This window comes from Streptomyces kanamyceticus (assembly GCF_008704495.1).
Taxonomy (GTDB): domain Bacteria; phylum Actinomycetota; class Actinomycetes; order Streptomycetales; family Streptomycetaceae; genus Streptomyces; species Streptomyces kanamyceticus.
This window is the reverse complement of sequence record NZ_CP023699.1, coordinates 2,984,974-3,011,780: the sequence shown is the minus strand read 5'-3', so window position 1 is coordinate 3,011,780 and position 26,807 is coordinate 2,984,974. Positions and strand designations below refer to the sequence as shown.

Annotated in this window: 24 protein-coding genes; 15 read left to right on the top strand and 9 right to left on the bottom strand. The window is 71.0% G+C overall.

Features of this window, described 5'->3' with window-relative positions; all coding sequences use genetic code 11:
• Window positions 1-113 precede the first annotated feature (113 nt).
• From rpsB to CP970_RS11940, 11 genes are all read left to right on the top strand, one after another.
• Window positions 114-1,052, top strand: a complete 939-nt coding sequence (gene rpsB, locus CP970_RS11990) for a 30S ribosomal protein S2 (RefSeq protein ID WP_055552943.1) — start codon at window positions 114-116, stop codon at window positions 1,050-1,052.
• Window positions 1,053-1,154: 102 nt separating this feature from the next.
• Complete coding sequence (gene tsf, locus CP970_RS11985) at window positions 1,155-1,991, top strand: translation elongation factor Ts (RefSeq protein WP_055552941.1); 837 nt, start codon at window positions 1,155-1,157, stop codon at window positions 1,989-1,991.
• Window positions 1,992-2,177: 186 nt separating this feature from the next.
• On the top strand, window positions 2,178-2,939 hold the full coding sequence (gene pyrH / locus CP970_RS11980; protein WP_055552940.1) for a UMP kinase: 762 nt from the start codon (window positions 2,178-2,180) through the stop codon (window positions 2,937-2,939).
• A 158-nt stretch (window positions 2,940-3,097) separates the two neighbouring features.
• On the top strand, window positions 3,098-3,655 hold the full coding sequence (gene frr / locus CP970_RS11975) for a ribosome recycling factor (protein WP_055552949.1): 558 nt from the start codon (window positions 3,098-3,100) through the stop codon (window positions 3,653-3,655).
• Between the two features lie 73 nt (window positions 3,656-3,728).
• Entirely contained in the window at window positions 3,729-4,832 is a 1,104-nt protein-coding gene (locus tag CP970_RS11970) for a phosphatidate cytidylyltransferase (RefSeq protein WP_079043848.1), read from the top strand.
• A 74-nt stretch (window positions 4,833-4,906) separates the two neighbouring features.
• Window positions 4,907-5,086, top strand: coding sequence for a hypothetical protein (locus CP970_RS11965; protein WP_055552938.1), 180 nt, complete (start codon window positions 4,907-4,909; stop codon window positions 5,084-5,086).
• A 90-nt stretch (window positions 5,087-5,176) separates the two neighbouring features.
• Complete coding sequence (gene rlmN / locus CP970_RS11960; protein WP_055552937.1) at window positions 5,177-6,283, top strand: 23S rRNA (adenine(2503)-C(2))-methyltransferase RlmN; 1,107 nt, start codon at window positions 5,177-5,179, stop codon at window positions 6,281-6,283.
• Between the two features lie 228 nt (window positions 6,284-6,511).
• The gene (locus CP970_RS11955; RefSeq protein WP_055552936.1) at window positions 6,512-7,597 is read left to right on the top strand and encodes a thiamine ABC transporter substrate-binding protein; all 1,086 of its coding nucleotides are present in this window, start codon (window positions 6,512-6,514) and stop codon (window positions 7,595-7,597) included.
• Window positions 7,573-9,270, top strand: a complete 1,698-nt coding sequence (locus tag CP970_RS11950; protein WP_079043847.1) for an ABC transporter permease — start codon at window positions 7,573-7,575, stop codon at window positions 9,268-9,270. The genes CP970_RS11955 and CP970_RS11950 overlap by 25 nt, the downstream gene beginning before the upstream one ends.
• 35 nt (window positions 9,271-9,305) lie before the next feature.
• Complete coding sequence (locus tag CP970_RS11945; RefSeq protein ID WP_107099056.1) at window positions 9,306-10,379, top strand: ABC transporter ATP-binding protein; 1,074 nt, start codon at window positions 9,306-9,308, stop codon at window positions 10,377-10,379.
• A 10-nt stretch (window positions 10,380-10,389) separates the two neighbouring features.
• Window positions 10,390-11,181 carry a maleylpyruvate isomerase family mycothiol-dependent enzyme gene (locus CP970_RS11940; protein ID WP_055552933.1) on the top strand — a complete coding sequence of 264 codons (792 nt, stop codon included), beginning with the start codon at window positions 10,390-10,392 and terminating at the stop codon, window positions 11,179-11,181.
• A gap of 23 nt (window positions 11,182-11,204) precedes the next feature.
• Here the strand turns inward: CP970_RS11940 and CP970_RS11935 are convergent, their stop codons facing one another.
• Both CP970_RS11935 and CP970_RS11930 read right to left on the bottom strand, forming a co-directional pair.
• Complete coding sequence (locus CP970_RS11935) at window positions 11,205-11,867, bottom strand: response regulator (protein ID WP_055552932.1); 663 nt, start codon at window positions 11,865-11,867, stop codon at window positions 11,205-11,207.
• A gap of 58 nt (window positions 11,868-11,925) precedes the next feature.
• Window positions 11,926-13,173: a sensor histidine kinase gene (locus tag CP970_RS11930; protein ID WP_055552946.1), complete on the bottom strand. Its 1,248-nt coding sequence runs from the start codon at window positions 13,171-13,173 to the stop codon at window positions 11,926-11,928.
• A 142-nt stretch (window positions 13,174-13,315) separates the two neighbouring features.
• On the opposite strand from CP970_RS11930, the gene CP970_RS11925 reads away from it, so the two are divergent.
• Window positions 13,316-14,455, top strand: a complete 1,140-nt coding sequence (locus tag CP970_RS11925) for a glycosyltransferase family 4 protein (RefSeq protein ID WP_055552931.1) — start codon at window positions 13,316-13,318, stop codon at window positions 14,453-14,455.
• A 126-nt stretch (window positions 14,456-14,581) separates the two neighbouring features.
• Here the strand turns inward: CP970_RS11925 and CP970_RS11920 are convergent, their stop codons facing one another.
• From CP970_RS11920 to CP970_RS11895, 6 genes are all read right to left on the bottom strand, one after another.
• Entirely contained in the window at window positions 14,582-15,718 is a 1,137-nt protein-coding gene (locus CP970_RS11920) for an LOG family protein (protein WP_055552929.1), read from the bottom strand.
• 38 nt (window positions 15,719-15,756) lie between these two features.
• Window positions 15,757-16,161, bottom strand: coding sequence for a VOC family protein (locus CP970_RS11915; protein WP_055552928.1), 405 nt, complete (start codon window positions 16,159-16,161; stop codon window positions 15,757-15,759).
• A gap of 137 nt (window positions 16,162-16,298) precedes the next feature.
• The gene (locus CP970_RS11910; RefSeq protein WP_055552927.1) at window positions 16,299-17,477 is read right to left on the bottom strand and encodes a hypothetical protein; all 1,179 of its coding nucleotides are present in this window, start codon (window positions 17,475-17,477) and stop codon (window positions 16,299-16,301) included.
• Window positions 17,459-18,226, bottom strand: coding sequence for an ABC transporter ATP-binding protein (locus tag CP970_RS11905; protein ID WP_055552945.1), 768 nt, complete (start codon window positions 18,224-18,226; stop codon window positions 17,459-17,461). The genes CP970_RS11910 and CP970_RS11905 overlap by 19 nt, the downstream gene beginning before the upstream one ends.
• Before the next feature lie 194 nt (window positions 18,227-18,420).
• The gene (locus tag CP970_RS11900; RefSeq protein WP_055552926.1) at window positions 18,421-19,800 is read right to left on the bottom strand and encodes an aspartate aminotransferase family protein; all 1,380 of its coding nucleotides are present in this window, start codon (window positions 19,798-19,800) and stop codon (window positions 18,421-18,423) included.
• Window positions 19,785-20,330: an Lrp/AsnC family transcriptional regulator gene (locus CP970_RS11895; RefSeq protein ID WP_079043846.1), complete on the bottom strand. Its 546-nt coding sequence runs from the start codon at window positions 20,328-20,330 to the stop codon at window positions 19,785-19,787. Before CP970_RS11895 ends, CP970_RS11900 begins: the two co-directional genes overlap by 16 nt.
• Window positions 20,331-20,493: 163 nt before the next feature.
• Here CP970_RS11895 and CP970_RS11890 point away from each other — a divergent pair, with 163 nt between their 5' ends.
• The 3 genes from CP970_RS11890 to CP970_RS11880 all read left to right on the top strand — a co-directional run bounded on the left by CP970_RS11890 (window position 20,494) and on the right by CP970_RS11880 (window position 26,108).
• Complete coding sequence (locus tag CP970_RS11890) at window positions 20,494-21,933, top strand: gamma-aminobutyraldehyde dehydrogenase (RefSeq protein WP_055552925.1); 1,440 nt, start codon at window positions 20,494-20,496, stop codon at window positions 21,931-21,933.
• A 279-nt stretch (window positions 21,934-22,212) separates the two neighbouring features.
• On the top strand, window positions 22,213-24,813 hold the full coding sequence (locus tag CP970_RS11885) for an MXAN_6230/SCO0854 family RING domain-containing protein (protein WP_150493272.1): 2,601 nt from the start codon (window positions 22,213-22,215) through the stop codon (window positions 24,811-24,813).
• A 131-nt stretch (window positions 24,814-24,944) separates the two neighbouring features.
• On the top strand, window positions 24,945-26,108 hold the full coding sequence (locus tag CP970_RS11880) for an ABC transporter substrate-binding protein (RefSeq protein WP_150493271.1): 1,164 nt from the start codon (window positions 24,945-24,947) through the stop codon (window positions 26,106-26,108).
• A 63-nt stretch (window positions 26,109-26,171) separates the two neighbouring features.
• Here CP970_RS11880 and CP970_RS11875 read toward each other — a convergent pair whose 3' ends face one another.
• Window positions 26,172-26,747, bottom strand: coding sequence for a CGNR zinc finger domain-containing protein (locus CP970_RS11875; RefSeq protein ID WP_055548159.1), 576 nt, complete (start codon window positions 26,745-26,747; stop codon window positions 26,172-26,174).
• Between the last annotated feature and the right edge of the window lie 60 nt (window positions 26,748-26,807).

Here is a 26,807-nt window from a genome sequence, read left to right as displayed (position 1 = left end):
TGAAAAAGCCGGTGTCAGCGCCCCTCGGTCCCTAGTGGCAAGGCGCAAAGCGGGCGTCAGGCGCGACCGCCATCCGGCGGACGCGGCAACCGAGAACACCAAGGAGTACGGCCATGGCCGTCGTCACGATGCGGGAGCTGCTGGAAAGCGGCGTCCACTTCGGTCACCAGACCCGTCGCTGGAACCCGAAGATGAAGCGCTTCATCTTCACCGAGCGCAACGGCATCTACATCATCGACCTGCTCCAGTCGCTGTCGTACATCGACCGCGCCTACGAGTTCGTCAAGGAGACCGTCGCCCACGGCGGCACGGTCATGTTCGTCGGCACGAAGAAGCAGGCGCAGGAGGCGATCGCCGAGCAGGCGACCCGCGTCGGCATGCCCTACGTGAACCAGCGCTGGCTGGGCGGCATGCTCACCAACTTCTCGACCGTCTACAAGCGTCTGCAGCGCCTCAAGGAGCTCGAGCAGATCGACTTCGAGGACGTCGCCGCTTCCGGTCTCACCAAGAAGGAGCTTCTCGTGCTCTCGCGCGAGAAGGCCAAGCTGGAGAAGACCCTCGGTGGTATCCGCGAGATGTCCAAGGTGCCCAGCGCCGTCTGGATCGTGGACACCAAGAAGGAGCACATCGCGGTCGGTGAGGCCCGGAAGCTCAACATCCCGGTCGTCGCCATCCTCGACACCAACTGCGACCCCGACGAGGTCGACTACAAGATCCCGGGCAACGACGACGCGATCCGCTCCGTCACCCTGCTCACCCGCGTGATCGCCGACGCCGTCGCCGAGGGCCTCATCGCCCGTTCCGGCGTGGCCACCGGTGACTCGAAGCCGGGCGAGAAGGCCCAGGGCGAGCCGCTCGCCGAGTGGGAGCGCGACCTGCTCGAGGGTGAGAAGAAGGCCGACGAGGCCCCCAAGGCTGACGACGCCAAGGCCGACGAGGCCAAGGCCGAGGACAAGCCGGCCGCGGACGCCGCCGAGGCGCCCGTCGCCGAGGCCCCTGTCGCCGAGGCGCCCGCCGCCGAGGCTCCGGCCGCGGACGCCGAGCAGGCCTGACCCTCACAGGTTCGGTAGTTGACGGCGGGGGCCCGATCGGCCCCCGCCGTTCACCCGTAGACCTTCGTAGATCTTTCAGACTTCGAGAGAGAATTTTCGATCATGGCGAACTACACCGCCGCTGACGTCAAGAAGCTCCGTGAGCTCACGGGCGCCGGCATGATGGACTGCAAGAAGGCGCTGGACGAGGCCGACGGCGATGTCGACAAGGCCGTCGAGGCCCTGCGCATCAAGGGCCAGAAGGGCGTCGCCAAGCGCGAGGGCCGCTCCGCCGAGAACGGCGCCGTGGTCTCCCTCATCGCCGACGACAACACCTCCGGTGTCATCGTCGAGCTGAAGTGCGAGACGGACTTCGTCGCCAAGGGCGAGAAGTTCCAGGCCGTCGCGAACAACCTCGCCGCCCACGTCGCCAAGACCTCCCCGGCCGACATCGAGGCGCTGCTCGCGTCCGAGATCGAGGCCGGCAAGACCGTCCAGGCGTACGTCGACGAGGCCAACGCCAACCTCGGCGAGAAGATCGTCCTGGACCGCTTCGCGCAGTTCTCCGGCGCCTACGTCACCGCGTACATGCACCGCACGATGCCCGACCTGCCCCCGCAGATCGGTGTCCTCGTCGAGCTGGACAAGGCCGACGCCGCCGTCGCCAAGGGCGTCGCGCAGCACATCGCCGCCTTCGCGCCGAAGTACCTCTCCCGCGAGGACGTCCCGGCCGAGGTCGTCGAGTCCGAGCGCCGCGTCGCCGAGGAGACCACCCGCGCCGAGGGCAAGCCCGAGGCCGCGCTGCCGAAGATCGTCGAGGGTCGCGTCAACGGCTTCTTCAAGGAGGCCACCCTCCTCGGTCAGCCGTACGCGCTGGACAACAAGAAGTCGGTCGAGAAGGTTCTCGCCGAGGCCGGTGTCACCCTGAAGCGCTTCTCGCGCATCAAGGTCGGCATCTGAGTCCGTACCGCGATCGACGGTAGACCCCGCTAGGGTCGACAGCGGTCGCCCGCGCACGGCACCTCGTGCGTGATGTACGACCGCAGGATCTGACGAGGAGGCCATTGCCGAGCATGGGATGCGAACGACACCCCACCGGCAGTGGCCTCCTTCGTATGTGTGCCAAGTAAGAGAAGCGAGAACCACATGACCACCAAGGCCGACTCGAAGAGTGACGACGACAAAGTTGCCGGACGCTTCCTGCTGAAGCTCTCCGGCGAGGCGTTCGCCGGTGGGGGCGGCCTCGGGGTCGACCCCGACGTGGTGCACGCCATCGCCCGTGAGATCGCGGCCGTCGTCCGTGACGGCGCCCAGATCGCCATCGTCATCGGCGGCGGCAACTTCTTCCGTGGTGCCGAGCTCCAGCAGCGCGGCATGGACCGGGCCCGCTCGGACTACATGGGCATGCTCGGCACGGTCATGAACTGCCTCGCGCTGCAGGACTTCCTGGAGAAGGAAGGCATCGACTGCCGCGTCCAGACGGCCATCACCATGGGCCAGGTCGCGGAGCCGTACATCCCGCTGCGCGCCGTGCGGCACCTGGAGAAGGGCCGTGTGGTCATCTTCGGTGCGGGCATGGGCATGCCGTACTTCTCCACCGACACCACCGCCGCACAGCGCGCCCTGGAGATCGACGCCGAGGCCCTGCTGATGGGCAAGAACGGCGTGGACGGGGTGTACGACTCCGACCCCAGGACCAACCCCGACGCGGTGAAGTACGACGCCCTCGGCTACGGCGAGGTCATCACCCAGGACCTGAAGGTCGCCGACATGACCGCGATCACGCTGTGCCGGGACAACAAACTGCCCATCCTCGTCTTCGAGCTGCTCTCCGAAGGCAATATCGCCCGGGCCGTCAAGGGTGAGAAGATCGGCACTCTCGTGGGTGACCAGGGAAGCCGGGCCTGACCCCAGGGACCTGGGCCAGTCTCGAGGGACGTACGCGAGACGCCCCTTGAGGGGATGGACAAAGCCCTGCCGGTCGGACACCGTGCAGGAAAGAGACGCGACGCAGCCGGCCGCCCCCGTGCAATGCCGGGCCTACTCAAGACACGCAGGAGCAAGTGGTGATCGAAGAGACCCTCCTCGAGGCCGAGGAGAAGATGGAGAAGGCCGTCGTGGTCGCCAAGGAGGACTTCGCCGCGATCCGCACCGGCCGTGCGCACCCGGCGATGTTCAACAAGATCGTGGCTGACTACTACGGCGCCCTTACGCCGATCAACCAGCTGGCCTCGTTCTCGGTGCCCGAGCCGCGGATGGCCGTGGTGACCCCGTTCGACAAGAGCGCGCTGCGCAACATCGAACAGGCGATCCGCGACTCCGACCTCGGCGTCAACCCGAGCAACGACGGCAACATCATCCGTGTGACGTTCCCGGAGCTCACCCAGGACCGTCGCAAGGAGTACATCAAGGTCGCCAAGACCAAGGCCGAGGACTCCAAGATCTCGATCCGGTCGATCCGTCGCAAGGCCAAGGAAGCCTTCGACAAGGCGATCAAGGACGGCGACATCGGCGAGGACGAGGGACGCCGCGCCGAGAAGGAGCTCGACGACACCACCGCGAAGTACGTCGCACAGGTGGACGAGCTGCTCAAGCACAAGGAAGCCGAGCTGCTCGAGGTCTGACCGAGTTCTGACCGAGGTCTGCTCGATGTTCGACCGAGGCTGATCGAAGTCTGAGGAATCAGGAAAGCGATCCGTGAACGACTCTTCCTGGGAGGCGCCGCCCAGAGCCGGGTATTGGGGGCCGCCCGACCAGGGGCCTGGTCAGGGGGCGACCCCGGCAGGTCCCGCGTACGATGCGCAGGACGCGCTGTTTCCGTCTGAGACGCAGCCCATGCCCATCGTGCCCGACGTACCCGTGAGCGGCGGAGACCAGGACGACGACCGGGGGGCCACTCGGATGGGCGGCCCCCTGTTCCGTGACGAGCCTCCGCAGGAGCCCATGCCCAGCGCACCACAGCCCGCCCCGGCAGCACCGCAGAAGAAGAGCGCGGGCCGCGACCTCGGGGCGGCCATAGGAGTCGGGGTGGGACTCGGCGCGGTGATCATCGCGTCGTTGTTCATCGTGAAGGCCGTCTTCATCGGCGTCATAGCGGTCGCCGTCGTGGTCGGTCTTTGGGAGCTCACCTCCCGGCTCGAGGAGCGCAAGGGCATCAAGGCGCCGCTGGTCCCGCTGGCCGTGGGCGGCGCCGCGATGGTCGTCGCCGGTTACGTGCGCGGGGCCGAGGGCGCGTGGGTGGCGATGGCGCTCACCGCGCTCGCGGTCCTCGTGTGGCGCATGACCGAGCCGCCCGAGGGCTATCTGAAGGACGTCACGGCGGGGGTCTTCGCGGCCTTCTACGTCCCGTTCCTCGCGACCTTCGTGGCGCTGATGCTCACCGCGGACGACGGCCCGCAGCGGGTCCTCACGTTCCTGCTCCTGACCGTGGTCAGCGACACCGGTGCGTACGCGATCGGCTGGCGCTTCGGCAAGCACAAGCTGGCGCCGCGCATCAGCCCCGGCAAGACCCGCGAGGGCCTGCTCGGAGCGGTCACCTTCGCGATGGCGGCGGGTGCGGTGTGCATGCAGTTCCTGATCGACGACGGGACCTGGTGGCAGGGCCTGCTCATCGGCTTCGCCGTCGCGGTCAGCGCCACGCTCGGCGACCTCGGCGAGTCCATGATCAAGCGGGACCTCGGCATCAAGGACATGGGCACGCTCCTTCCGGGCCACGGCGGCATCATGGACCGGCTCGACTCCCTGCTGCCGACGGCGCCCGTGGTGTGGCTGCTGCTGGTCGTCTTCGTCGGATCGGGCTGAGCCCGCCCGCTTCCCGCGTCACGCACGAGCCCCGTCCGGTGCCGGACGGGGCTCGTTGCGTACAGTCACCCGCCATGGGGCGGGCGAGACGCGAGAAGGACGGCACCTACCACGGGGATCTGCCGTGCAAGTGGTGCGGAACACTCATCGACCAGGGCGGGCGGCGCAGGCCGCGGCAGTACTGCCGGATGTCACACCGGTGGAAGAGCTACGGCTCCCACGTCGCCGTGATTTTCGGCGGGATCTTCGGCTGAGGGCAGCTGAGGGCAGGGGCCGGGTTGGGCCGGAGGCCGGATTTCCGCCCGCGCGAGGTGGGCGCGGTCATCTGCGACACTGGAAGAACCATGCCTGTACCCGGAGAACTCACTTTCGTCGCGCCCCGCGGTGCCAAGAAGCCCCCGCGGCATCTCGCCGACCTCACGCCCGCCGAGCGCAAGGAAGCCGTCGCCGCCATCGGCGAGAAGCCGTTTCGCGCCAAGCAGCTCTCGCAGCACTACTTCGCGCGGTACGCGCACGACCCGGCCGAGTGGACCGACATCCCCGCCGGTGCGCGCGAGAAGCTCCGTGAGGCGTTGCTGCCCGATCTGATGTCCGTCGTGCGGCACATCAGCTGTGACGACGACACCACCCGCAAGACGCTCTGGCGGCTCTTCGACGGGACGCTGGTGGAGTCGGTGCTCATGCGCTACCCGGACCGGGTCACCATGTGCATCAGCTCCCAGGCCGGGTGCGGCATGAACTGCCCGTTCTGTGCCACGGGACAGGCCGGTCTCGACCGGAACCTGTCGACCGGCGAGATCGTGCACCAGATCGTGGACGGCATGCGGGCGCTCAGGGACGGCGAGATCCCGGGCGGTCCCGCGCGGCTCTCCAACATCGTCTTCATGGGCATGGGCGAGCCGCTCGCCAACTACAACCGGGTGGCGGGCGCCATCCGCCGCCTCACCGACCCCGAGCCGGACGGCCTCGGCCTCTCGCAGCGCGGGATCACCGTCTCGACGGTCGGCCTCGTCCCGGCGATCCACCGGTTCTCGGACGAGGGCTTCAAGTGCCGCCTCGCCATCTCGCTGCACGCGCCGGACGACGAGCTGCGCGACACCCTCGTACCCGTGAACACGCGGTGGAAGGTGAGCGAGGTGCTCGACGCGGGCTGGGAGTACGCCGCGAAGTCCGGGCGTCGGCTCTCCATCGAGTACGCGCTGATCAGGGACATCAACGACCAGGCGTGGCGAGGAGACCGGCTCGGCCGGATGCTCAAGAACAAGCCGGTGCACGTGAACCTGATTCCGCTGAACCCGACGCCGGGCTCGAAGTGGACGGCGTCGCGCCCCGAGGACGAGAAGGCGTTCGTCGCGGCCATCGCCGCCCACGGGGTGCCGGTGACCATCCGGGACACCCGTGGCCAGGAGATCGACGGAGCGTGCGGCCAGCTCGCCGCGGCCGAGAGGTAGTCTGGCGGGCGTACGGCTTCGTACATACATCTGCATATTCCGACAGGGGAGCGCCACAGCGCTGAGAGTGCGGCATCCGGACAGGTGCGCCGCAGACCCTCTGAACCTCGCCCAGGTCATTCTGGGTAGGAAGTTCGGGCATTACTCAAGCTGTAGCGCCCTGCCCGCGGACCACTCGGTCGGCGGGCGGGGCCGCGTCTTCTCCTGGTCACCCAGGAGGAAGTTTCCGTGAGCACCACCAAGAAGGTCACGTTCACCGCGGTCGCGGTGGGCATCGGGCTCGTCGCGGTCTCCGCGTGCGGCAGCTCCGACAGCGGGTCGGGGAAGACCGACTCCAAGAGCGTCACGCTCGTCAGCCACGACTCCTTCAACGTCTCCAAGGACGTACTGAAGGACTTCGAGAAGCGCTCCGGCTACAAGGTCAACGTCCTCAAGGACGGGGACGCGGGCGCCGCCGTCAACAAGGCGATCCTGTCGAAGGACAATCCGCAGGGGGACGTCTTCTTCGGCGTCGACAACACGCTCCTTTCCCGCGCGCTCGACAACGGGCTCTTCCAGCCGTACGAGGCCAAGGACGCAGGGATGGTCCTGCCGGAGTACCGGCTGGCCAAGGGCGAGAAGCGCGTGACGCCCGTCGACTCCGGCGACATCTGCGTCAACTACGACAAGAAGTACTTCGCCGACAAGAAGCTCGCGCCGCCGAAGTCCTTCGAGGACCTGGTCAAGCCCCAGTACAAGGACCTGCTCGTCACCGAGAACGCCGCGACCTCCTCGCCGGGGCTCGGCTTCCTGCTCGGCACCGCCGCCGAGTACGGCGACGGCGGCTGGGAGGGCTACTGGAAGAAGCTGAAGGCCAACGGCGTCAAGGTCGTCGACGGCTGGGAGCAGGCCTACAACGAGGAGTTCTCCGGGTCCGCGGGCGGCAAGAAGGCCAAGGGCGACCGGCCGCTCGTCGTCTCGTACGCCTCGTCGCCGCCCGTCGAGGTCCTCTACGCCAAGCCGCAGCCCAAGGAGGCGCCGACCGGCGTCGCGACCGGCACCTGCTTCCGGCAGGTCGAGTACGCGGGGCTGCTCAGCAACGCCAAGAACACCAAGGGCGGCAAGGCCCTGCTCGACTTCCTGAGCGGCAAGCAGTTCCAGGACGACATGCCGCTTCAGATGTTCGTGAATCCCGTCCGGGAGGCCGCCCAGGTCCCCAAGCTGTTCCGGGAGTACGGCGTGGAGGTCAAGAAGCCCGAGACCATGGACCCCAAGAAGATCGCCGACAACCGTGAGCCGTGGATCAAGTCGTGGACCTCGCTCGTACTGAAGTGACCGAAGCGAAGGCGCGCCCCGGGAAGGGGCGCTCGCGCGGGGGCGCGGCGCGGCTCGGTCTGATGGCCGTGCCCGTCGCGTTCTTCGCGCTCTTCTTCGCCTATCCGGTCTCGGCGATCGTCGGGCGCGGTCTGCACATCGACGGCGCCTGGCAGTTCGGGCGGATCACCGAGGTGCTCGGGCAGTCCGACATCCGGCACGTGCTGTGGTTCACCACCTGGCAGGCGCTCGCGTCGACCGCGCTCACGCTGCTCATCGCGCTCCCCGGCGCGTACGTCTTCGCGCGCTTCGACTTCCCGGGCAAGCAGGTGCTGCGGGCCGTCGTCACTGTGCCGTTCGTGCTGCCGACGGTCGTCGTCGGGACCGCCTTCCTCGCGCTGCTCGGCCGGGGCGGGCTGCTCGACGAGCTGTGGGGCGTGCGCCTGGACACGACGGTGTGGGCGATTCTGCTCGCGCACGTCTTCTTCAACTACGCGGTCGTCGTACGGACCGTGGGTGGGCTCTGGGCGCAGCTCGATCCGCGGCAGGAGGAGGCCGCGCGGATGCTCGGCGCCTCGCGTTTCAGGGCCTGGCGGACGGTGACGCTGCCCGCGCTCGGGCCTGCCGTCGCGGCCGCCGCGCTCATGGTCTTCCTCTTCACCTTCACCTCCTTCGGCGTCGTGCAGATCCTCGGCGGGCCCGCGTACTCCACCCTCGAAGTGGAGATCTACCGGCAGACCGCCCAGCTGCTCGACCTGCCGACGGCCGCCGTCCTGACGATCGTGCAGTTCGCCGCGGTCGGGCTGATCCTGGCCGTCCACGCGTGGACGGTGCGGCGGCGCGAGAGCGCGCTCAAGCTCGTCGACGCGGCCACCGTCGCGCGGCGGCCGCGCGGCGCGGGGCAGTGGACGCTGCTCGGCCTGGTCATTGCCACGGTCGCCGTGCTGATCCTGCTGCCGCTCGGAGTGCTGATCCAGCGGTCCTTCGACGGTCCCGACGGGTTCGGATTCGCGTACTACAAGGAGCTGACCTCGGCGGAGGGCGGCGCCTTCCTCGTGCCGCCGATCGAGGCGGTCGGGAACTCGCTGCGGTACGCGATCGTGGCCACGGCCATCGCGGTCGTCATCGGCGGGCTCGCCGCCGCCGCGCTCACCCGCAGGGCCGGGCGGCTCGTGCGCGGCTTCGACGCGCTGCTCATGCTGCCGCTCGGGGTCTCCGCGGTGACCGTCGGCTTCGGTTTTCTTATCACCCTGGACAAGCCGCCGCTCGATCTGCGGTCCTCCTGGATCCTGGTGCCGCTCGCCCAAGCCCTGGTGGGCGTGCCCTTCGTCGTACGCACGATGCTGCCTGTCCTGCGCGCGGTGGACGGACGGCTTCGCGAGGCGGCCGCCGTGCTCGGGGCTTCGCCGCTGCGGGCCTGGCGGGAGGTCGATCTGCCGATGGTGCGGCGGGCGCTGCTTATCGCCGCCGGATTCGCCTTCGCCGTCTCGCTCGGCGAGTTCGGCGCCACCGTCTTCATCGCGCGGCCCGACAACCCGACGCTGCCGGTCGCCGTGGCGCGGCTGCTCGGCCGGGCCGGAGACCTCAACTACGGCCAGGCGATGGCCCTTTCGGCGATCCTGATGGTGGTGTGCGCGGTGTCGCTGCTGCTCCTTGAACGCATCCGTACCGACCGCACCACGGGGGAGTTCTGATGACGACCGCCTTGACGGGCCCCGTGACGGACTCCGTGACGAACCCCTTGCTGAGCCTGCGCGACGCGACCGTGCGGTTCGGGGCGCGGGCCGCGCTCGACGCGGTCGGCCTCGATGTCGCCGAGCACGAGATCGTCTGTGTGCTCGGGCCGAGCGGCAGTGGCAAGTCGACGCTCCTGCGGGTGGTCGCCGGGCTGCAGGGGCTCGACGCGGGGCGGGTCCTGCTCGGCGGCCAGGACCAGGGCGGGGTGCCCGCGCACAAGCGGGGCGTCGGCCTGATGTTCCAGGACCACCAGCTCTTTCCGCAGCGCGACGTGGCGGGCAACGTGGCCTTCGGCCTGCGCATGCACGGGGCGTCGCGGGGCGAACAGGCCGACCGGGTCGCCGAGTTGCTGGAGCTCGTCGGTCTGCCGAAGGCGCAGCGGCGCGCGGTGGCCTCGCTGTCCGGCGGCGAGCAGCAGCGGGTCGCGCTCGCGCGTGCGCTGGCGCCGCGCCCCAGGCTCCTCATGCTGGACGAGCCGCTCGGGCAGCTCGACCGTTCGCTGCGGGAGCGGCTCGTCGTCGAACTCCGCGAGCTCTTCGGTGAGTTGGGCACCACCGTGCTCGCCGTCACGCACGACCAGGGCGAGGCCTTCGCGCTCGCCGACCGGGTCGTGGTGATGCGGGACGGGCGGATCGCCCAGTCCGGCAGCCCGCTTGAGGTGTGGCAGCGGCCCGCGGACGAGTTCGTGGCGCGCTTCCTCGGCTTCGACAACATCGTCGCGGCGACGGTGTCGGGCGGGGGTGCGGACACGGTGTGGGGCAAGGTGTCCGTGCCGGAGGGCACCCCGGCGGGACGGCACAAGATCCTGGTGCGCCCGGCCGGTGTGCGCCTCGTCCCCGCAGATGAGGGCCTGCCCTGCGTGGTGACGGCACGTACCTTCCGCGGTACTCATGTCGCCGTGCACCTCCAGCCCGTCGAGGGGCCGCGCCTGGAGGCGGCGTGCGCGCTGCGGCGGGCGCCCGAGGTGGGGGAGCGGGTCGGCGTCGGGTTCGACGCGGAGGACGTGGTGGTGCTCGCCGACGGCACCGGACGAAACGCAGGTGCCACCCCGGCGAAGTCGCTCTAGAGTTCGAGCCATGACCACCCTGAGCCATGATCGGTACCGCGCCGAAGTCACCCGCCAGTTCGACCTCTTGAGGGCCACCCTGTCCGGTGCCGACCTCTCCGTCACCGTGCCGACCTGCCCCGACTGGACGCTGGGGGAGCTCGCCCGGCACATGGGCGGAGCGGTGCGCTGGAGCGGGCACCTGGTGGCGACCCGCGCCGAGAGGAACGTCCCCGACGAGGCCGTGCCGAACGCGCAGGGCCCCGGGGACGACGACCCCGCCGCCCTCGACGCCTGGCTCGCCGAGACCGCCGCGTTCGGGGCGCGCGTCTTCGGGGACACCGATGCCGACACCGCGGTGTGGTCGTGGACGGCGGACCACACCGCGGGATTCTGGGCGCGGCGCATGACGCACGAGCTGGCGATCCACCGCGCGGACGCGGCGATCGCCGCGGGCGTCGCGTACGAGGTGGCGCCGGATGTCGCGGCCGACGCGATCGACGAGTGGCTGGAGATCGTCCGGTTCGTACAGCGGACGTCTCCCGAGGACAGCGCGTCCGAGCTGAAGGGCGCGGGGCGCAGCATCCATCTGCACGCCACCGATGCCCCGGAGGGCCTGGACGCCGAGTGGCTCATCGAGTTCGGCGAGGACGGCTTCACCTGGCGGCGCGGGCACGCGAAGGCGTCGGTCGCGCTGCGCGGGCCGCTCTCGGAGGTGCTGCTCGCCTTCTACCGGAGGCGGCCGCTGGACAGCGGGCTTGTGGAGGTCGTCGGGGAGCGGGAGCTGCTCGAATTCTGGCTGGAGCGGGCGACCTTCGGCTGAAACGATCGTGGTCGCGCCACCTCTCACCCGGCCGTCGACGGTCTGACCAGGCCCAACTCGTACGCCAGGATCACCGCCTGGGCTCGGTCGCGCAGTTCCATCTTGGTGAAGAGCCGGTTGATGTGCGTCTTCACGGTGTGGTCGGTGATCGTCAGGCGGTCGGCGATCTCCGCGTTCGACAGGCCCTGCGCGATGAGGACGAGCACCTCGGCCTCGCGGGCGGTCAGGCCCTCGATGTCCCGCGCCGGGGGCACGGCGGACCGCTGGCGCGCGAACTCCGCGACGAGGCGCTGGGTGATCTCGGGCGAGAGCAGCGCGTTGCCCGCCGCCACCACCCTTACGGCGTGCAGGAGTTCGGGGAACGTGCAGTCCTTGAGCAGGAACCCGGAGGCTCCGGCGGTCAGCGCGTCGTACACGTACTCGTCGAGTCCGAACGTCGTCAGCATCAGGGCCCGGGTCGCGCCGCCGGACGCGGTGAGGATCTCGCGGGCCGCGTCGATGCCGTTCACCCGGGGCATGCGGATGTCGAGGAGCACGAGGTCGGGGCGGTGCTCGGCGGCGAGCGCGACCGCCTGGGCGCCGTCCGCCGCCTCGGCGACGACCTCGATGTCGTCCTGGGTGTTGAGGAGGTTCACGAATCCGGTGCGCACGACGGCCTGGTCGTCGGCGACGAGGGTTCTGATCACGCGGAGGCCGTCCTGTCGCGGGGAGTCTGCTGGGCTTGCGGGATGTCCCGGGCTCGTGTCACCAAGGGAGTTCGGCCTCCACCGTGAAGCCGCCGGTGGGTCCCGCGCCCGCGGTCAGGCTGCCGCCGACCAGCGCCGCGCGCTCGCGCATGCCGGTCAGGCCGTGGCCGCTCGTGGAGCCGCTGTCCGGCGGCCCTGGTCCGTCGTCGCTCACGCGGAGCGTCAACCGGTCGGCGCGGTAACCCAGTTCGACCACGGATCGGGCGCCCGGCGCGTGCTTGCGGGCGTTCGTCAGGGACTCCTGCACGATGCGGTACGCGGACAGTTCCCACGCGGCGGCCAGGGGCACGCGCTCCCCGGTGATCCGCAGCTCCGCGCCGCCGCCCACCGCGCGGTGTTGTTCGAGGAGTTCTGCCAGGCCCTCCAGGGTGGGCTGCGGGGCGGTCGCCGCGCCCGCCCCTCGCGCGTCCTCGGTACGTTGCGGGGTGCGCAGGACGCCGAGCAGCCGCCGGAGCTCGGCCATCGAGTCCCGGGCCGTGCCCGCGATCTGCTGGAATCCCTCGCGGGCCTCCGGGGTGAGCCCCGGCGTCGTGTACGTGGCGCTCTCCGCCTGCACCGCGATCATCGACACCGAGTGCGAGACGATGTCGTGCAGCTCGCGGGCGATCGCCGCCCGCTCCGCCTGGGCGGCCTGCCGCCGCTCCATCGCGATCAACTGGGCCTGGGCGAGCGCCCGTTCGCGCCGGGTCTCCTCGCGGGCGCGCACCGCGTCGCCCATGCTGACGGCGCCGAGGATCACCGCGCAGAGCCCGAACGCCTCGGCGAACAGGCCGAGCGATCCCGCGTTGCCGAGCGCGGGGACGTCGGGGAGGCGGTCGTCGCGGGCCCAGCTCAGGATGTGCCACAGGTTGATGGCGAGGGCGCCGAGCGTGCCGCCCGCGACGAGCAGCGCGGGGTGCAGGACGCGGTGCCTGCCGAGGACGTAACAGCCGATCAGGCCGCTGATCATCACCGCGATGGACAGGGAGGTGTCGGCGCCGAAGCTGACGAGACCGGCGGCGACGGTCACCAGGGCCACCGGCGGGAAGGCGCGGCGCCACATCAGCGAGGCCGTGGACAGCAGGATCGCGCTCGCGTTGGTCGCCGAGCCGGGGAACACCACGAGTTCGGCGGCCGCGCCCACGGTCAGGACCGCGCCCGTGAGCCACGGGTAGGCGGGGGTGGCGGCCAGCGCGCGCAGGCGGCGGCGCAGGACGGTCGCCCCGGGTGGAACGGTTGGTCGGGGCGGGGCGGTGGTCGTGCTCATGGCCATGATTCTTCCGTCCGGACGGGGCGGGTGCGTCGCCGCCGGGGTGGAGACGGGCGGCGCACGTCATGCCACGGGTTGACGTACGGGTCCGGAGCCTCGGGTGACGCCTCGGGCGCGGCGGCTTCCTACCGTCGAAGCCATGCCTCGCACCCTCGTCGTCACCAATGACTTCCCGCCCCGGCAGGGCGGCATCGAGACCTTCGTGGACGCGCTCGTCCGCCGGTTCCCGCCCGGCGCGGCCGTCGTGTACACCTCGGCCGAGCCGGGCGACGTGACGTACGACGGTACGTTCCCGCACCCCGTCGTACGCGACCGGGCGCGCACCCTGCTGCCCAGCAGGGGAACCGGGGAGCGTGCCGTGGCCATTGCCCGGCGGTACGGCTGCGACCGCGTCTGGTTCGGCGCCGCAGCGCCGCTCGGGCTGCTCGCCGGGCGGCTGCGGCGCGAGGCGTCGGTGCGGACGGTGGTCGCCACGACGCACGGCCACGAGGTGTGGTGGGCCCGCACGCCGGGCGCGCGGGCGCTGCTGCGGCGCGTGGGGGCAGGGGCGGACTGCGTGACGTACCTCGGCGAGAGCACCCGGGGGCCCGTGCGGCGGGCGATGGACCCCGGGGTGCGGTTCGCGCGTCTGGTGCCCGGTGTCGACGCGGCGGGTTTCCGGCCGGGCGCCGACGGGCGCGCGGTGCGCGAGCGGTACGGGCTCGGCGACGGCAGGCCCGTCGTCCTGTGCGCCGCCCGCCTGGTGCCGCGCAAGGGGCAGGACACCCTGATCGAGGCGCTGCCGATGGTGCGCAGGGCGGTCGCCGACGCCACCCTGCTGCTGGTCGGCGCGGGCCCGTACGAGGCCAGGCTGCGCAGGATCGCCGAGGAACAGGGCGTCGTGGACGGCGTCGTCTTCGCGGGCGGCCATCCGCACGAGGCGATGCCGCCCTTCTACGCGGCCGCCGACGCCTTCGCCATGCCGTGCCGCACGCGCAGGCGCGGCCTGGAGGTCGAGGGGCTCGGCATCGTCTTCCTCGAAGCCGCCGCGGCCGGACTGCCCGTCGTGGCGGGCGACTCGGGCGGTGCGCCGGACGCGGTGCTTGACGGGGAGAGCGGCTATGTCGTCGACGGCCGGTCGCCCGCGGCCGTCGCGGACCGTCTCGTACGGCTGCTCAGGGATCGTGAACTCGCCCGCGCCATGGGGGAGAAGGGGCGGGCGTGGGTGCGGAGGGAGTGGGACTGGGATCGGTCCTACGAGGTGTTGGCCGGGTTGCTCTCTGCCGACCGGGTTCACTAGCCCGCCGCTTCGCGGCGGATCATCCCCACCCGCCCATCCGTATCTCCGAACCGACCGGCCGAGGTAGGGGCGGGGAGGGAGGGGGCTCGTTTCGCCGCGTCGGCCGACGGAGTAGCCGCTCCGCCTCTACGCCGACCGTAGCGATTCCAGTGTCTTCGGTGCCTCCTCCACCGTGTCCACCAGTGCGATCCGCGATTCCATCGGCCGCCCCTTGGCCAGTGCCTTGAGGAGTGGCCAGGCCGGGAGGTGTTCCGTCCAGTGCGTGCGGTCCACCAGGACCATCGGGGTGGGTTCGCCGCGGGACTCGTAGTAGTTGGGGGTGGCGTTGTCGAAGATCTCCTGGACCGTGCCCGCCGCGCCGGGGAGGAAGACGACGCCCGCGTTCGAGCGGGCCAGGAGGCCGTCCTCGCGGGTGGCGTTGGCGAAGTACTTGGCGAGGTGGGAGGCGAACGCGTTCGGCGGCTCGTGGCCGTAGAACCAGGTGGGGATGCCCACCGAAGGGCCGCCGGAGGGCCAGCGGTCGCGGACCGCGAAGGCCGCCTTCGCCCACTCGGTGATCGACGGCGTGAACGACGGCGCCTCGGCGAGGAGTTCGAGCGCCTCGTCCAGCATCTCGTCGTCGAAGGGGGCCGCGTACGCCCCGAGGTTGGCCGCCTCCATGGCGCCGGGGCCACCGCCCGTCGCGACCGTGAAACCGGCCCTGGCCAGCTCGCGGCCGAGCCGCGCCGCGCCCGCGTAGTCGTCGGTGCCGCGGGCCATCGCGTGGCCGCCCATCACGCCCACCACCCGCGCCCCGACGAGGAGTTCGTCGAGGGCGTCGGAGATGGAGTCGTCGTGGATCGCGCGGAGCATCGAGGCGAAGACGTCGCCGTCGGACGTGGTCCGCTGGAACCAGGAGTACGCGTGGGCGTCCGGCGTCGCCTCGTACCCGCCGTCGGCGAGGCCCGCGAACAGGTCGCCGGGGGTGTACAGCAGCCCCCGGTAGGGGTTGAAGGGCAGTCCGGGAACCGGCGGGAAGACCAGTGCCCCGGCGGCCCGCACCCGGTCGGCTGCCTCCTGCCCCATCGGGCAGCCGAGGAAGACGGCACCGGCCACGTCGGCCGTCAGGAGCGCGGCGGTGCGCTGCGTCAGGTCGACGGCCTGGACGCGGTACCCGGCGACGCCACCGCGCGCCGTGACCTCGTCGAACTCGGCGAGGGTCTCGATCTCACGGTCGTCGCCCGGGAGTTGTGGGGCGGATGCGTGTTCGGGGTTCGGCTGCATCCGCCCATGCTAAGCAGCGGCGTGCGGGACGGGTCGGGTCAGCCCTGGACCTCGGAGGCGTCCATCCACATGACCTCCCAGGTGTGGCCGTCCAGGTCGTCGTAGGCCCGGCCGTACATCGTGCCGTAGTCCTGGACCTTGCCCGCGGTGCCGCCCGCCGCGATCGCCTTGTCGACGAGCTCGTCGACCTTCTCGCGGCTCTCGGCGCTCAGACAGATGAGCGCCTCGCTCACCTTGGTGGCGTCGGCGATCTCCTTCTGCGTGAATTTCGCGTAGTGCTCCTTGCTGAGCATCATCGCGATGATGGTGTCGCTGATGACCACGCACGCGCAGTCGTCGCTGGAGAACTGCGGGTTGAGGCCGTAGCCGAGCTCCGTGAAGAACTTCTTCGTCGCCGCGACGTCGTTCACGGCCAGGTTCACGAAGATCATCTGCTGGTACATGAGGTCTCTCCCGGTGGATGCGTCCCGTACGTGCGGCCGTACGTGTGTGCGTGCCTTACGGAGGGTTAGACAGCCGTTCGATCCGGAACTCATCGCCCGTCACGAACTTTCTTCCCACGAGTTCTCCCGGGTGGCGTTCAGCGCCCGAGCGGCACCGCGGCCAGTTCCGCGACCAGCCAGGTCAGCGTCCCGAACACGGCGGCGAGCGCGCCCGCCCGCAGCGCCGCGGAACTCCGCAGCATCGTCGCGGGCGCCCCGAGCCGCAGCAGCGCGGCCGTCGTGTCCGAGCGGGCCTGCCTGGCCTCGACGGCCGCGGTGGCCAGGGTCAGCACCGCGCAGCCCGCGACGAGCAGCGCGCCGAGCGCGGTGAGCGGACCGACGTCGGGCCGCGGCCCCGCGTACAGGACGACGGACGCGTACGCCCCCGAGGCCACCGCGCACACCACGCCGAGCGGCCGCCCGATGCGCCGCGCCTCCTCCTGGAGCACGCGCCCCGCGAGCAGCCGCACGGCGCCGGGCCGCACCGCCTGGAGGATCCGTCCGCACAGGTACGTGAGGCCCGGGCCCGCGAGCGCGAGGCCGAGCGCGGTCAGCGCCCAGCCCGCGAGGACGCCCGCGGGACTGCCCGCGAGCCCGCCGGGCATGGGCAGTCCCGAGCCCACGCCTGAACCGTCCTGGGCACGGCTCGCGTACGTCTCGACGGCGAGGCCCGCGGCGAGCAGCGCGACGCCCCAGGGCAGACCGCTGGGCGCGGGGGCCGGTCCTTCCCGCTCCGGTTCCGGCTCGGCGCCGATCCCGGTGCCCGCCTTGGCGGGCCGCGGCCGCAGCGCGAGGGCGCTCGCGACCGACGCGAGGATCGGGACGAGCGCGAGCAGGGTGAGCGCGGCGGCGAGCGGCAACGGCTTGTCGGCGGCGAGCGATTCGGCCGCGGCCCCGTCGAACGGGAGCCCGGACAGATCGCCGCGCAGGTGCAGGAAGAAGAGCAGCGCCAACATGGAGCCGAGCGTGCACGCCACCGCAGTGGAGAGCGCGGCGAGCGCCATCAGGCGGCCTGGGCCGAGGCCCACGGCGGAGAGCCCGGCGCGCGGGCGGGTGCCCGGGTCGGTGCGGGCCACGGCGACCGCGAAGTACACGGTGGCGGCGATCGGCGCGAGGCACCAGGCCAGGCGCAGGACCGATCCGGCACCGGGGTGTTCCATCGCGTACGTCAGGGTGCGGAGCAGCAGGAAGCCGGTGCCCGCGGACGCGGCGGCGACCAGGAGCCGGCGCAGCTGGACGAGCGGGTGGGCGCCGCGGGCTAGACGGAGAGCGAGCACGCGGCCCGGCCTTCCGCCTCGGTGGTGCCGGCCTTCGGCCTGGCGGGGTCGCCGGAGCCCGGCAGGTGCACCGTGTTCACGCGCCGTCCGTCGAGCAGCGAGACGGTGCGGTCGGCGAGGGCGGCGACCTCCGCGTCGTGCGTGGCGAGGACGACCGTGATGCCGTGCGAGCGGGCCGCGGTGGTCAGGGTGCGCAGCACGTGCGCGCGGTCCGCGCGGTGCAGCGGGGCGGTGGGCTCGTCGGCGAAGAGCACGGACGGCGTGCTGACCAGGGCGCGGGCGACGGCGACGCGCTGGCGCTCGGCCTGGAGGAGGGCGTGCGGGCGCTTGCGGGCGCAGGCGCCGATGTCGAGGCGCTCCAGCCACTCCAGCGCCACGGGCTTGGCGGCGCGGTGGGAGGCGCCGCGCAGCATGAGCGGCAGGGCGACGTTCTCCCAGGCGGTGAGCTCGGGGACGAGGTGCGGCTCGGGGTCGATCCAGCCGAACCGGTCGCGCCGCAGGCGTTCGCGCACCAGCGGGCGCATGGTGTGCACGGGCGTGCTGTTGAACCACACCTCGCCCTGCTGGGGGAGCAGCTGGCCCGAGAGGCACCGCAGGAGGGTCGTCTTGCCGCAGCCGCGCGGGCCGCTGACCGCGAGGATCTCGCCCTCGCGGACGCCGAGCGAGACGCCGGTGAGGGCGGGGGAGCCGTTGTGCTTGACGTGCAGAGCGCGTGCCCACAGCACGTCGTTGTCCGGTGGGGCAGCCATCGCGTACACCTCGGTTCAGATCAGTTTGCCTCCCCCGTCCGGGGGAACGAAGGCGGGGCCGATCGGTCACTGGGCACGCTAAGGATTCGGGCGGACTTGCTCGGAAACGACGCGGCCCTGTGGCGCCCGTTGTCACTCGAACGGGTGCCACAGGGGCCGGTGTTGATCAGTCAATAACCGATCAGAGCTTCGTCTCAGAGCTTCGTCCAGGCCTCCGTGAGGACCTGGCGCAGGATGCCCTCGATCTCGTCGAAGGTCTCCTGGGTGGAGATCAGCGGCGGGGCGAGCTGGACGACCGGGTCGCCGCGGTCGTCGGCACGGCAGTACAGGCCGTTCTCGTACAGCGCCTTGGAGAGGAAGCCGTACAGGACGCGCTCGGTCTCCTCGTCGTTGAACGTCTCCTTGGTCTCCTTGTCCTTCACCAGCTCGATGCCGTAGAAGAAGCCGTTGCCGCGGACGTCGCCGACGATCGGCAGGTCGTGCAGCTTGCGGAGGGTCTGGAAGAAGGCGTCCTCGTTGTCCAGGACGTGCTGGTTGAGGCCTTCCTTCTCGAAGATGTCGAGGTTGGCGAGGCCGACCGCGGCGGAGACGGGGTGGCCGCCGAAGGTGTAGCCGTGCAGGAAGGTGTTGCCGCCCTTGTAGAACGGCTCGGCGATCTTGTCCGAGACGATGCACGCGCCGATCGGGGAGTAGCCCGACGTCATGCCCTTGGCACAGGTGATCATGTCCGGGACGTAGCCGAACTTGTCGCAGGCGAACATCGTGCCGAGGCGGCCGAAGGCGCAGATGACCTCGTCGGAGACGAGCAGCACGTCGTACTTGTCGCAGATCTCGCGCACGCGCTGGAAGTAGCCGGGCGGGGGCGGGAAGCAGCCGCCCGCGTTCTGCACCGGCTCCAGGAAGACGGCCGCGACCGTCTCCGGGCCCTCGAAGAGGATCTCCTGCTCGATCTGGTCGGCGGCCCAGCGGCCGAAGGCCTCGGGGTCGTCGCCGTGGATCGGCGCGCGGTAGATGTTGGTGTTCGGCACCTTGTGCGCGCCGGGGACCAGCGGCTCGAAGGGGGCCTTCAGGGCAGGGAGCCCGGTGATGGACAGGGCGCCCTGCGGGGTGCCGTGGTAGGCGACCGCGCGGGAGATGACCTTGTACTTCGTGTGGTTGCCGGTGAGCTTGTGGTACTGCTTCGCCAGCTTCCACGCGGTCTCGACGGCCTCGCCGCCACCGGTGGTGAAGAAGACCTTGTTGAGGTCGCCGGGCGCGTAGTCCGCGAGGCGCTCGGCGAGCTCGACGGCCTTGGGGTGGGCGTAGGACCACACCGGGAAGAAGGCCAGCTCCTGCGCCTGCTTGTAGGCGGTCTCCGCGAGCTCGTGACGGCCGTGGCCCGCGTTGACGACGAAGAGGCCGGACAGGCCGTCCAGGTACTTCTTGCCCTTGTCGTCGAAGATGTAGGTGCCCTCGCCACGCACGATGGTGGGCACGGGCGCGTTCTCGTAGTCCGACATGCGGGTGAAGTGCATCCACAGGTGGTCGTACGCGGTCTGGCTGAGGTCCTTGCTCACGGCTATCGGGTTCCCCACATATAGGTCTGCTTCTTGAGCTTGAGGTAGACGAAGCTCTCGGTGGAGCGCACGCCGGGGAGGGCGCGGATGCGCTTGTTGATGACTTCGAGCAGGTGGTCGTCGTCCTCGCAGACGATCTCCACCAGGAGGTCGTGCGAGCCCGCGGTCATCACCACGTACTCGGCCTCCGGCATGGCGGCCACGGCGTCCGCGACCGGGTCCACATCGCCCTCGACATTGATGCCGACCATCGCCTGCCTGCGGAAACCCACGGTGAGCGGGTCCGTGACGGCGACGATCTGCATCACGCCCTGGTCGAGCAGCTTCTGGACGCGCTGGCGCACGGCCGCTTCGGAGAGGCCCACGGCCTTGCCGATCGCCGCGTACGGACGGCGGCCGTCCTCCTGGAGCTGTTCGATGATCGCCAGAGAGACGGCGTCCACGGGCGGGGTGCCGTTCCCATTGCCGCTCGCGCCCGGATTTCCGGTGCGTGAGCCGCGGGGGCTGCTGGGGTCTGCGCTGCGACTTGCCACGACCTCACTGTGCACGACGTCTCGTCACTTCCGCAAGGCCAGATCGATGAAATTCGTTGTCTACGACTTCGATAGTCACGGATTCCGCAGTTCTGGGCCGCTGGGTATGTTGAAAGCGTCGGTACAGCGACTAGGGTGGGTGTCTCATCCACTGGACATCTGACCTGGAGGGCCGGAAGTGACCACCGAGCTGCGACGTCTGCGCAACTACATCAACGGAGAATTCCGGGACGCGGCCGACGGACGGACCACCGAGGTGATCAATCCGGCGACCGGCGAGGCGTACGCGACCGCGCCGCTGTCGGGGCAGGCCGATGTCGACGCCGCCATGAAGGCCGCCGCCGACGCGTTCCCCGCCTGGCGCGACCTGACGCCCGCCGAGCGGCAGAAGGCCCTGCTGAAGATCGCCGACGCCTTCGAGGAGCGCGCCGAGGAGCTCATCGCGGCCGAGGTCGAGAACACGGGCAAGCCGATCGGACTCACGCGGTCCGAGGAGATCCCGCCCATGGTCGACCAGATCCGCTTCTTCGCGGGCGCGGCCCGGATGCTCGAAGGCCGCGCCGCGGGCGAGTACATGGAGGGTCTGACCTCCATCATCCGCCGCGAGCCGATCGGCGTCTGCGCGCAGGTCGCGCCGTGGAACTACCCGATGATGATGGGCGTCTGGAAGTTCGCCCCCGCACTCGCGGCCGGTAACACGGTCGTCCTCAAGCCCTCGGACACGACGCCCGCGTCGACCGTCCTGATGGCCGAGATCATCGGCTCCATCGTGCCGCCCGGCGTCTTCAACGTCGTCACCGGCGACCGCGACACCGGCCGCGCCATGGTCGAGCACAAGACGCCCGCGATGGCCTCCATCACCGGCTCCGTGCGCGCCGGCATGCAGGTCGCCGAGTCCGCGTCCAAGGACCTCAAGCGGGTCCACCTGGAGCTGGGCGGCAAGGCGCCGGTCGTCGTCTTCGAGGACACCGACATCGCCAAGGCCGTCGAGGACATCTCGGTCGCGGGCTTCTTCAACGCGGGCCAGGACTGTACGGCCGCCACGCGCGTGCTCGTCCACGAGTCCATCCACGACGAGTTCGTGACGGCGCTCGCCAAGGCCGCCGCCGACACGAAGACCGGGCAGCCGGACGACGAGGACGTGCTGTACGGCCCGCTCAACAACGCCAACCAGCTGAAGCAGGTCTCCGGCTTCATCGACCGCCTGCCCGCGCACGCGCGCGTGGAGGCCGGTGGCCAGCGGGTCGGCGAAAAGGGCTACTTCTTCGCGCCGACCGTCGTCTCGGGCCTCCAGCAGGACGACGAGATCATCCAGAACGAGGTCTTCGGCCCCGTCATCACCGTGCAGTCCTTCACGGACGAGGCGCAGGCCGTCGAGTACGCGAACGGCGTGGAGTACGCGCTGGCGTCGTCCGTCTGGACCAAGGACCACGCGCGCGCGATGCGGATGTCCAAGGTCCTCGACTTCGGCTGCGTCTGGATCAACACGCACATTCCGCTGGTCGCGGAGATGCCGCACGGTGGCTTCAAGAAGTCCGGGTACGGCAAGGACCTTTCGGCGTACGGGTTCGATGACTACACGCGCATCAAGCACGTGATGACGTCCATCGAGGGCTAGTCGCCGCGGGCGGCGTGAGCGGTCCGGCGGCGCGTCTGCCTTGTTGCCCGCCGTCGGCCCCCGCGGGTGCGTGGGGGCCGATCGCGCAGTTCCCCGCGCCCCTTACGGGGCCGCCCTCACCTGCGCCGATAATCGGGTGACCGCCTCCCCGCCCCCGCGTACCGTTGCGTACGCGGGGGCGGCTCCGTGGTGTGCTTCCTTCTTTCTTGTCTCTGCAAAAGATCCGTAGCGCACCCACTTCCCGCCCCCGCCTTTGCTGTCCTACGGGGGTGTGACCTGATGAAGACGACGACGGCTGACGACCTCGCGGGGCTCCTGCTGCGCCGCAGGCAGAGCGTGTACGTGGGCTCCGGTGCCGGACGGTCCGCCGTCACCGACGCCGCCGTGGTCGTCCTCGAAGCCGAACTCGCCGACCGCGGGCACCTGTTGACCGCCCCGCTGCGGCGCGCGCTGACCGCGCTGTCCGTCGACGACCTCGCCGCGACCGGGCGCGGGCTGCTCGCCGACGTCGACGCGCTGATGGGCTCCGACCGCCACCACGCCCCGCTGTTCCGGCGCTTCCCCGACGAGGTCCCCTACGAGCACGCGCGCGGCCACTACACCGACCTCGTCGTCGCGCGCCTCGCCGCCCAGCCGCACCAGCCCTGCATGAACTGCGCGGGCACCGGGCACCGGGTGCGCGCCCTCGGGCCCTGCGCCCACCTGCTCTGCGACGCCTGCGTCACCAAGATCGACAACTGGGGCTGCTGCGAGGAGTGCTGCGTCTGGTACGCCTGCCCGATCTGTGAGCAGCGCTACGAGACCGACGGGCCCACCGACCCGTGGCTCGACACGGGCGCGGGCCTTGGCGGTGACGGCGGCGAGGTCCTGCGAGTGCTGCGCGTCGCCGCGCCCGGCGACGCCGCCGCCGAACTCGCCGCGCTGCTCGCCCGTCGTACGCCGCTGGACCCGCAGGACCACGACGACCTGGTGCTGCTCCTGGGGCACCTGGACCCGGCCGACGCCGCCGACTGGCTGCCCGAGTCCATTCCGCTGCGCGAGAGCAAGGCCCTCGCGCTCGCCCCGCTGCTCGGCCTGCCCGCGGTCCGGCCGCTGGTCGCGCGGTACGCGGACACCGCCACCGACGTGCTGCGGATCCTCGTCGTGGCCTCCGGGGGCGACCCCGACCTGCTCGAACCGCCGCGGCTGCGCGGCCTTTCGCGGCCGGTGCGCCGTGCACTCCTCGGGCTGCTCGACGGGTTCGACTTCGAGCGCCTCGTCGAGGACATCGCCAGGCATCCGCGTGCCTGGAAGCGGGTCGGGGAGATCCTGCACCCCTTCGAGCACGCCCACCGGCACGCGCGCGTGGCGCTCGCGTTCGCCGTTCTCCGCGAGACCCGGGTCCGCGACGACGCGCTCGGCGAGGTGCTGCTCGCCGAGGCCGCCCGGCACGAGGGCGTCCGGCTCGCCGGTGACCGGCTGCGCGTGGTCACCTGGCAGGGGCGCGTCGAGGAGGCGCTCGGCCGCTGGGACGTCCCTGGCGCCGTACGGCTGCTCGGTGAGCGGCCCGGTGAACTCCTGCGCAGGCTCGACCTGTTGCTCGCCCGGTCCGGCTCGGCGACCCTGCCGGAGCCGGTCGGCGAGGCGCTCGCCGACGCCCTGCCGCGCACCGCCCCCGGCCCGCTGCTCGGCGCGTACGGCCGGATGAAGGTCCGTGCCGAGCCGGGGCACCGCCGGGTCTTCTTCCCGCGCGGCCGGGTCACCAAGGCGTACGCGGTCGAGGACCACCGGCCGCCGCTGCCCGCGCGGGTCGCGGGGCGCGCCGGTGAGCTGATCGGGGCGGAGGCCGTGCGGCGGCTCGCCGAGCGGGCGGGGGAGCGGTACGACGTGGCCGTCCTGGACGCCTCGCTCGCCGATCTCCCGGTGCCCTTCGCCGAGCGCGCCTCGGCCGCGTCGCTGGTAGCCGTGCCGCGCGGCAGCTCGCTGCCCATGCCCGCGGACAGCGAGACCGTGCGGCTCTTCCTGCACTGGACGCAGCCCAAGGGCACGCGCGTCGACCTCGACCTGTCCGTCGCGCTCTACGACGACCTGTGGCGGTTCGTCGGCCTGTGCGACTACACGCATCTGACGTACGCGGGCGGCGCGGCCCGGCACTCCGGGGACCTGACCTCCGCGCCCGCCCCGCACGGCGCCACCGAGTACCTGGACCTCGACCTGCCGCGGCTCGCCAACTCGGGCGTGCGGTTCGTGGTGCCCGCGGTCATCTCGTACAACGACGTGCCCTTCGACGAACTCCCGGACGCCTTCGCGGGGTTCATGGCCGTCGAGGGCAAGGAGCGCGCCGTCTACGACCCGCGCACGGTCCGGCAGCGCTTCGACCTCGCGGGCGACGCGAAGCTGTGCGTGCCGATGATCGTCGACCTGCGGACCCGGCACGCCTGGTGGACCGACGTCACCCTCGCCACGACGGGCGTCGGCCACGACGTGGAGCGCTACCGGGGGCAGCTCGGCCGGATGGGGAACGACTTGCTCGACACCTTCCAGCCGTGCGGCCGCGCCACGCTGTGGGACCTGGCCTGCTGGACGGCGGCCGCCCGCACCGACGGCGACGTGTACGTGCGCGGCCGGGGGCACGTCCTGTGGGGCTACCGCCGCGCCGCCGACGAGCCGCGCGCCGACTTCGCGCTGCGCATCCGCGACGGCTGGGAGCCCGACGTGCTGAGCGCCGAGCCGGAGCTGGCCGAGCGCCGGGCCCTTCTCGCCCTGCTGCACGGGGAGTTGGCGGGCGCGGGGGACGCCGCGTCCGGCACGGTGTACCGCCTCTACCCGGGGCCCGTCGACGCCGCGCCGCTGGAGCGGGTCACGGCGGGGGATCTGGCGGGGTGGCTGGCGCCCGCATAGGGGGCGCGGGTGATCGACAGGGTGTCGGGTCCAGGGGGCGGGGCTCGACGCTGCGTCCATTGTCCGGCCGGGGAGCGGGGGCGCATGCTGCCGGGGTGCGAGCGAACCCCAGAGCGTCCTCAGCCCGTCCGATGTCCCGCCGTTCCCTGCTGCGCGCCGTCGGCGGCGGGGCGGCTCTCAGCGCGCTCGCGGGCTGCGGTGTGCCCGCCGCGTACATCGGCCCCGGTGAGCGCGGTGCGAGCGACCGCTCGCGGCAGGACAAGAGGCTGACCTTCGCCAACTGGCCGCTGTACATCGACACCGACGACAAGGACAAGACGAGGCGCCCCTCGCTCGACGCCTTCGAGAAGCGGACCGGGATCGACGTCCGCTACACGGAGGAGATCAACGACAACGACGAGTTCTTCGGCAAGATCAGCCCGTCCCTGATGAACCACCAGGAGACGGGGCGCGACCTCATCGTCATCAGCGACTGGATGTGCGCCCGCTTCGTACGCCTCGGCTGGGTGCAGGAGATGGACCGTGCGCACCAGCCCAACGTCACCAAGTACCTCGACCCGCTGCTGCGTTCACCGCACTTCGACCCGGGGCGCAAGTTCACGGTGCCCTGGCAGTCCGGCATCACCGGCATCGCGTACAACAAGCGCAGGGTCGGCCGCGAGATCAAGCACGTCTCCGACCTGTGGGCCGACGACCTCAAGGGCCGGGTCACGCTGCTCTCCGGGCTCGACGAGGCGTTCGCGCTGCTGCTCCAGGGCGACGGCGTCGACGTCACCAAGTGGACGGCCGACGACTTCCACCGGATGTGCGACAAGGTCGAGAAGATGGTGAACTCCCACCACATCCGCCGCTTCACCGGCAACGACTACATCAAGGACCTCTCCAGCGGCGACGTCCTCGCCTGCCAGGCCTACAGCGGCGACGTCATCCAGCTCCAGGCGGACGACCCGGACATCGAGTTCATCGTCCCCGAGGAGGGCGGCGAACTGTGGGCCGAGTCCCTCATGGTCCTCAACCTCGCACGCCACAAGCGCAATGCCGAACGCCTGATCGACTACTACTACGAGCCCGAGGTCGCGGCATCGCTTGCCGCCTGGGTCAACTACGTCTGCCCGGTGCCCGCCGCCCGCGACATCCTCGCCTCGTCCAAGGACAAGGAACTCGCCGAACTCGCCGAGGACCCGCTGATCTTCCCCGACGACACGATGCGCGAGCGGCTCGCGATCGCGCGCGACATCACGTCGAAGGAGCGCACGGAGTTCGCGAAGCGGTGGAACGCGTTGGCGGGGCTGTAGGCGGGGCTGTAGAGGCGGCGCCGCGCGTGAGGCGGCCTCGCGCGCGGCACATCGAGGTGACGGTCACTCCGCCGAGCCGGGCTTCTTGCGCTGGTTGGCCTGGAAGCGCGCCTTCTTCTGGCGGTTCCCGCACGTGTTCATGTCGCACCATTTGCGGGTGCGGCTCCGGCTGGTGTCGAAGAAGGCGGCACGGCAGGTCGGTGACGCGCACAAGGCCAGTCTTCCGTCGCGTTCGCCGGCGATGACGCTGATCGCGTCGGCGGCGATCACACCGAGGGCGTCTTCCACGCTGGACGTCGAACCGAGCCGCCATTGCCGCTTGCCCTCGGGCGTCAGGACGGCCGCGGCCCGGCCCCGAGCGCTGCGGTCGTTGATGACCTGGACAGCGGATGCGGGAAGGGCCTCCTGGAGCGCGGCCGCTGTCGCGGCGGCGTGGATCGACTCCCTCAGCTCCCTGGCGAGGTCGAGCTGGGCGCTGGTGCAGGAGTCCACGGCGAGGCCGTTCACCGCCAGCCAGTCGATGAGTCGCCGCGGCGTGGGAATGCGCTCCACGGCGTCGCCCCGCCGCTCCGAGAGAGTCCCCGTGAAGCTGGTCGCCAGCACCGTACCGAGGCGGAAGTCAGGGAACCCAGCAGGCATGGAACCACCTTAGCCGGTTGCGCCCCGGCACGAAGACGCGCTAGAACCGTCTTAGCCGGT

Bases quoted from the DNA above. Each gene is read 5' to 3' on its own strand.
- rpsB (WP_055552943.1), top strand. From the start codon at position 114: ATGGCCGTCGTCACGATGCGGGAGCTGCTGGAAAGCGGCGTCCACTTC.
- tsf (WP_055552941.1), top strand. From the start codon at position 1,155: ATGGCGAACTACACCGCCGCTGACGTCAAGAAGCTCCGTGAGCTCACG.
- pyrH (WP_055552940.1), top strand. From the start codon at position 2,178: ATGACCACCAAGGCCGACTCGAAGAGTGACGACGACAAAGTTGCCGGA.
- CP970_RS11965 (WP_055552938.1), top strand. From the start codon at position 4,907: ATGGGGCGGGCGAGACGCGAGAAGGACGGCACCTACCACGGGGATCTG.
- rlmN (WP_055552937.1), top strand. From the start codon at position 5,177: ATGCCTGTACCCGGAGAACTCACTTTCGTCGCGCCCCGCGGTGCCAAG.
- CP970_RS11940 (WP_055552933.1), top strand. From the start codon at position 10,390: ATGACCACCCTGAGCCATGATCGGTACCGCGCCGAAGTCACCCGCCAG.
- CP970_RS11930 (WP_055552946.1), bottom strand. From the start codon at position 13,173: ATGAGCACGACCACCGCCCCGCCCCGACCAACCGTTCCACCCGGGGCG.
- CP970_RS11925 (WP_055552931.1), top strand. From the start codon at position 13,316: ATGCCTCGCACCCTCGTCGTCACCAATGACTTCCCGCCCCGGCAGGGC.
- CP970_RS11920 (WP_055552929.1), bottom strand. From the start codon at position 15,718: ATGCAGCCGAACCCCGAACACGCATCCGCCCCACAACTCCCGGGCGAC.
- CP970_RS11915 (WP_055552928.1), bottom strand. From the start codon at position 16,161: ATGTACCAGCAGATGATCTTCGTGAACCTGGCCGTGAACGACGTCGCG.
- CP970_RS11905 (WP_055552945.1), bottom strand. From the start codon at position 18,226: ATGGCTGCCCCACCGGACAACGACGTGCTGTGGGCACGCGCTCTGCAC.
- CP970_RS11885 (WP_150493272.1), top strand. From the start codon at position 22,213: ATGAAGACGACGACGGCTGACGACCTCGCGGGGCTCCTGCTGCGCCGC.
- CP970_RS11880 (WP_150493271.1), top strand. From the start codon at position 24,945: ATGTCCCGCCGTTCCCTGCTGCGCGCCGTCGGCGGCGGGGCGGCTCTC.
- CP970_RS11875 (WP_055548159.1), bottom strand. From the start codon at position 26,747: ATGCCTGCTGGGTTCCCTGACTTCCGCCTCGGTACGGTGCTGGCGACC.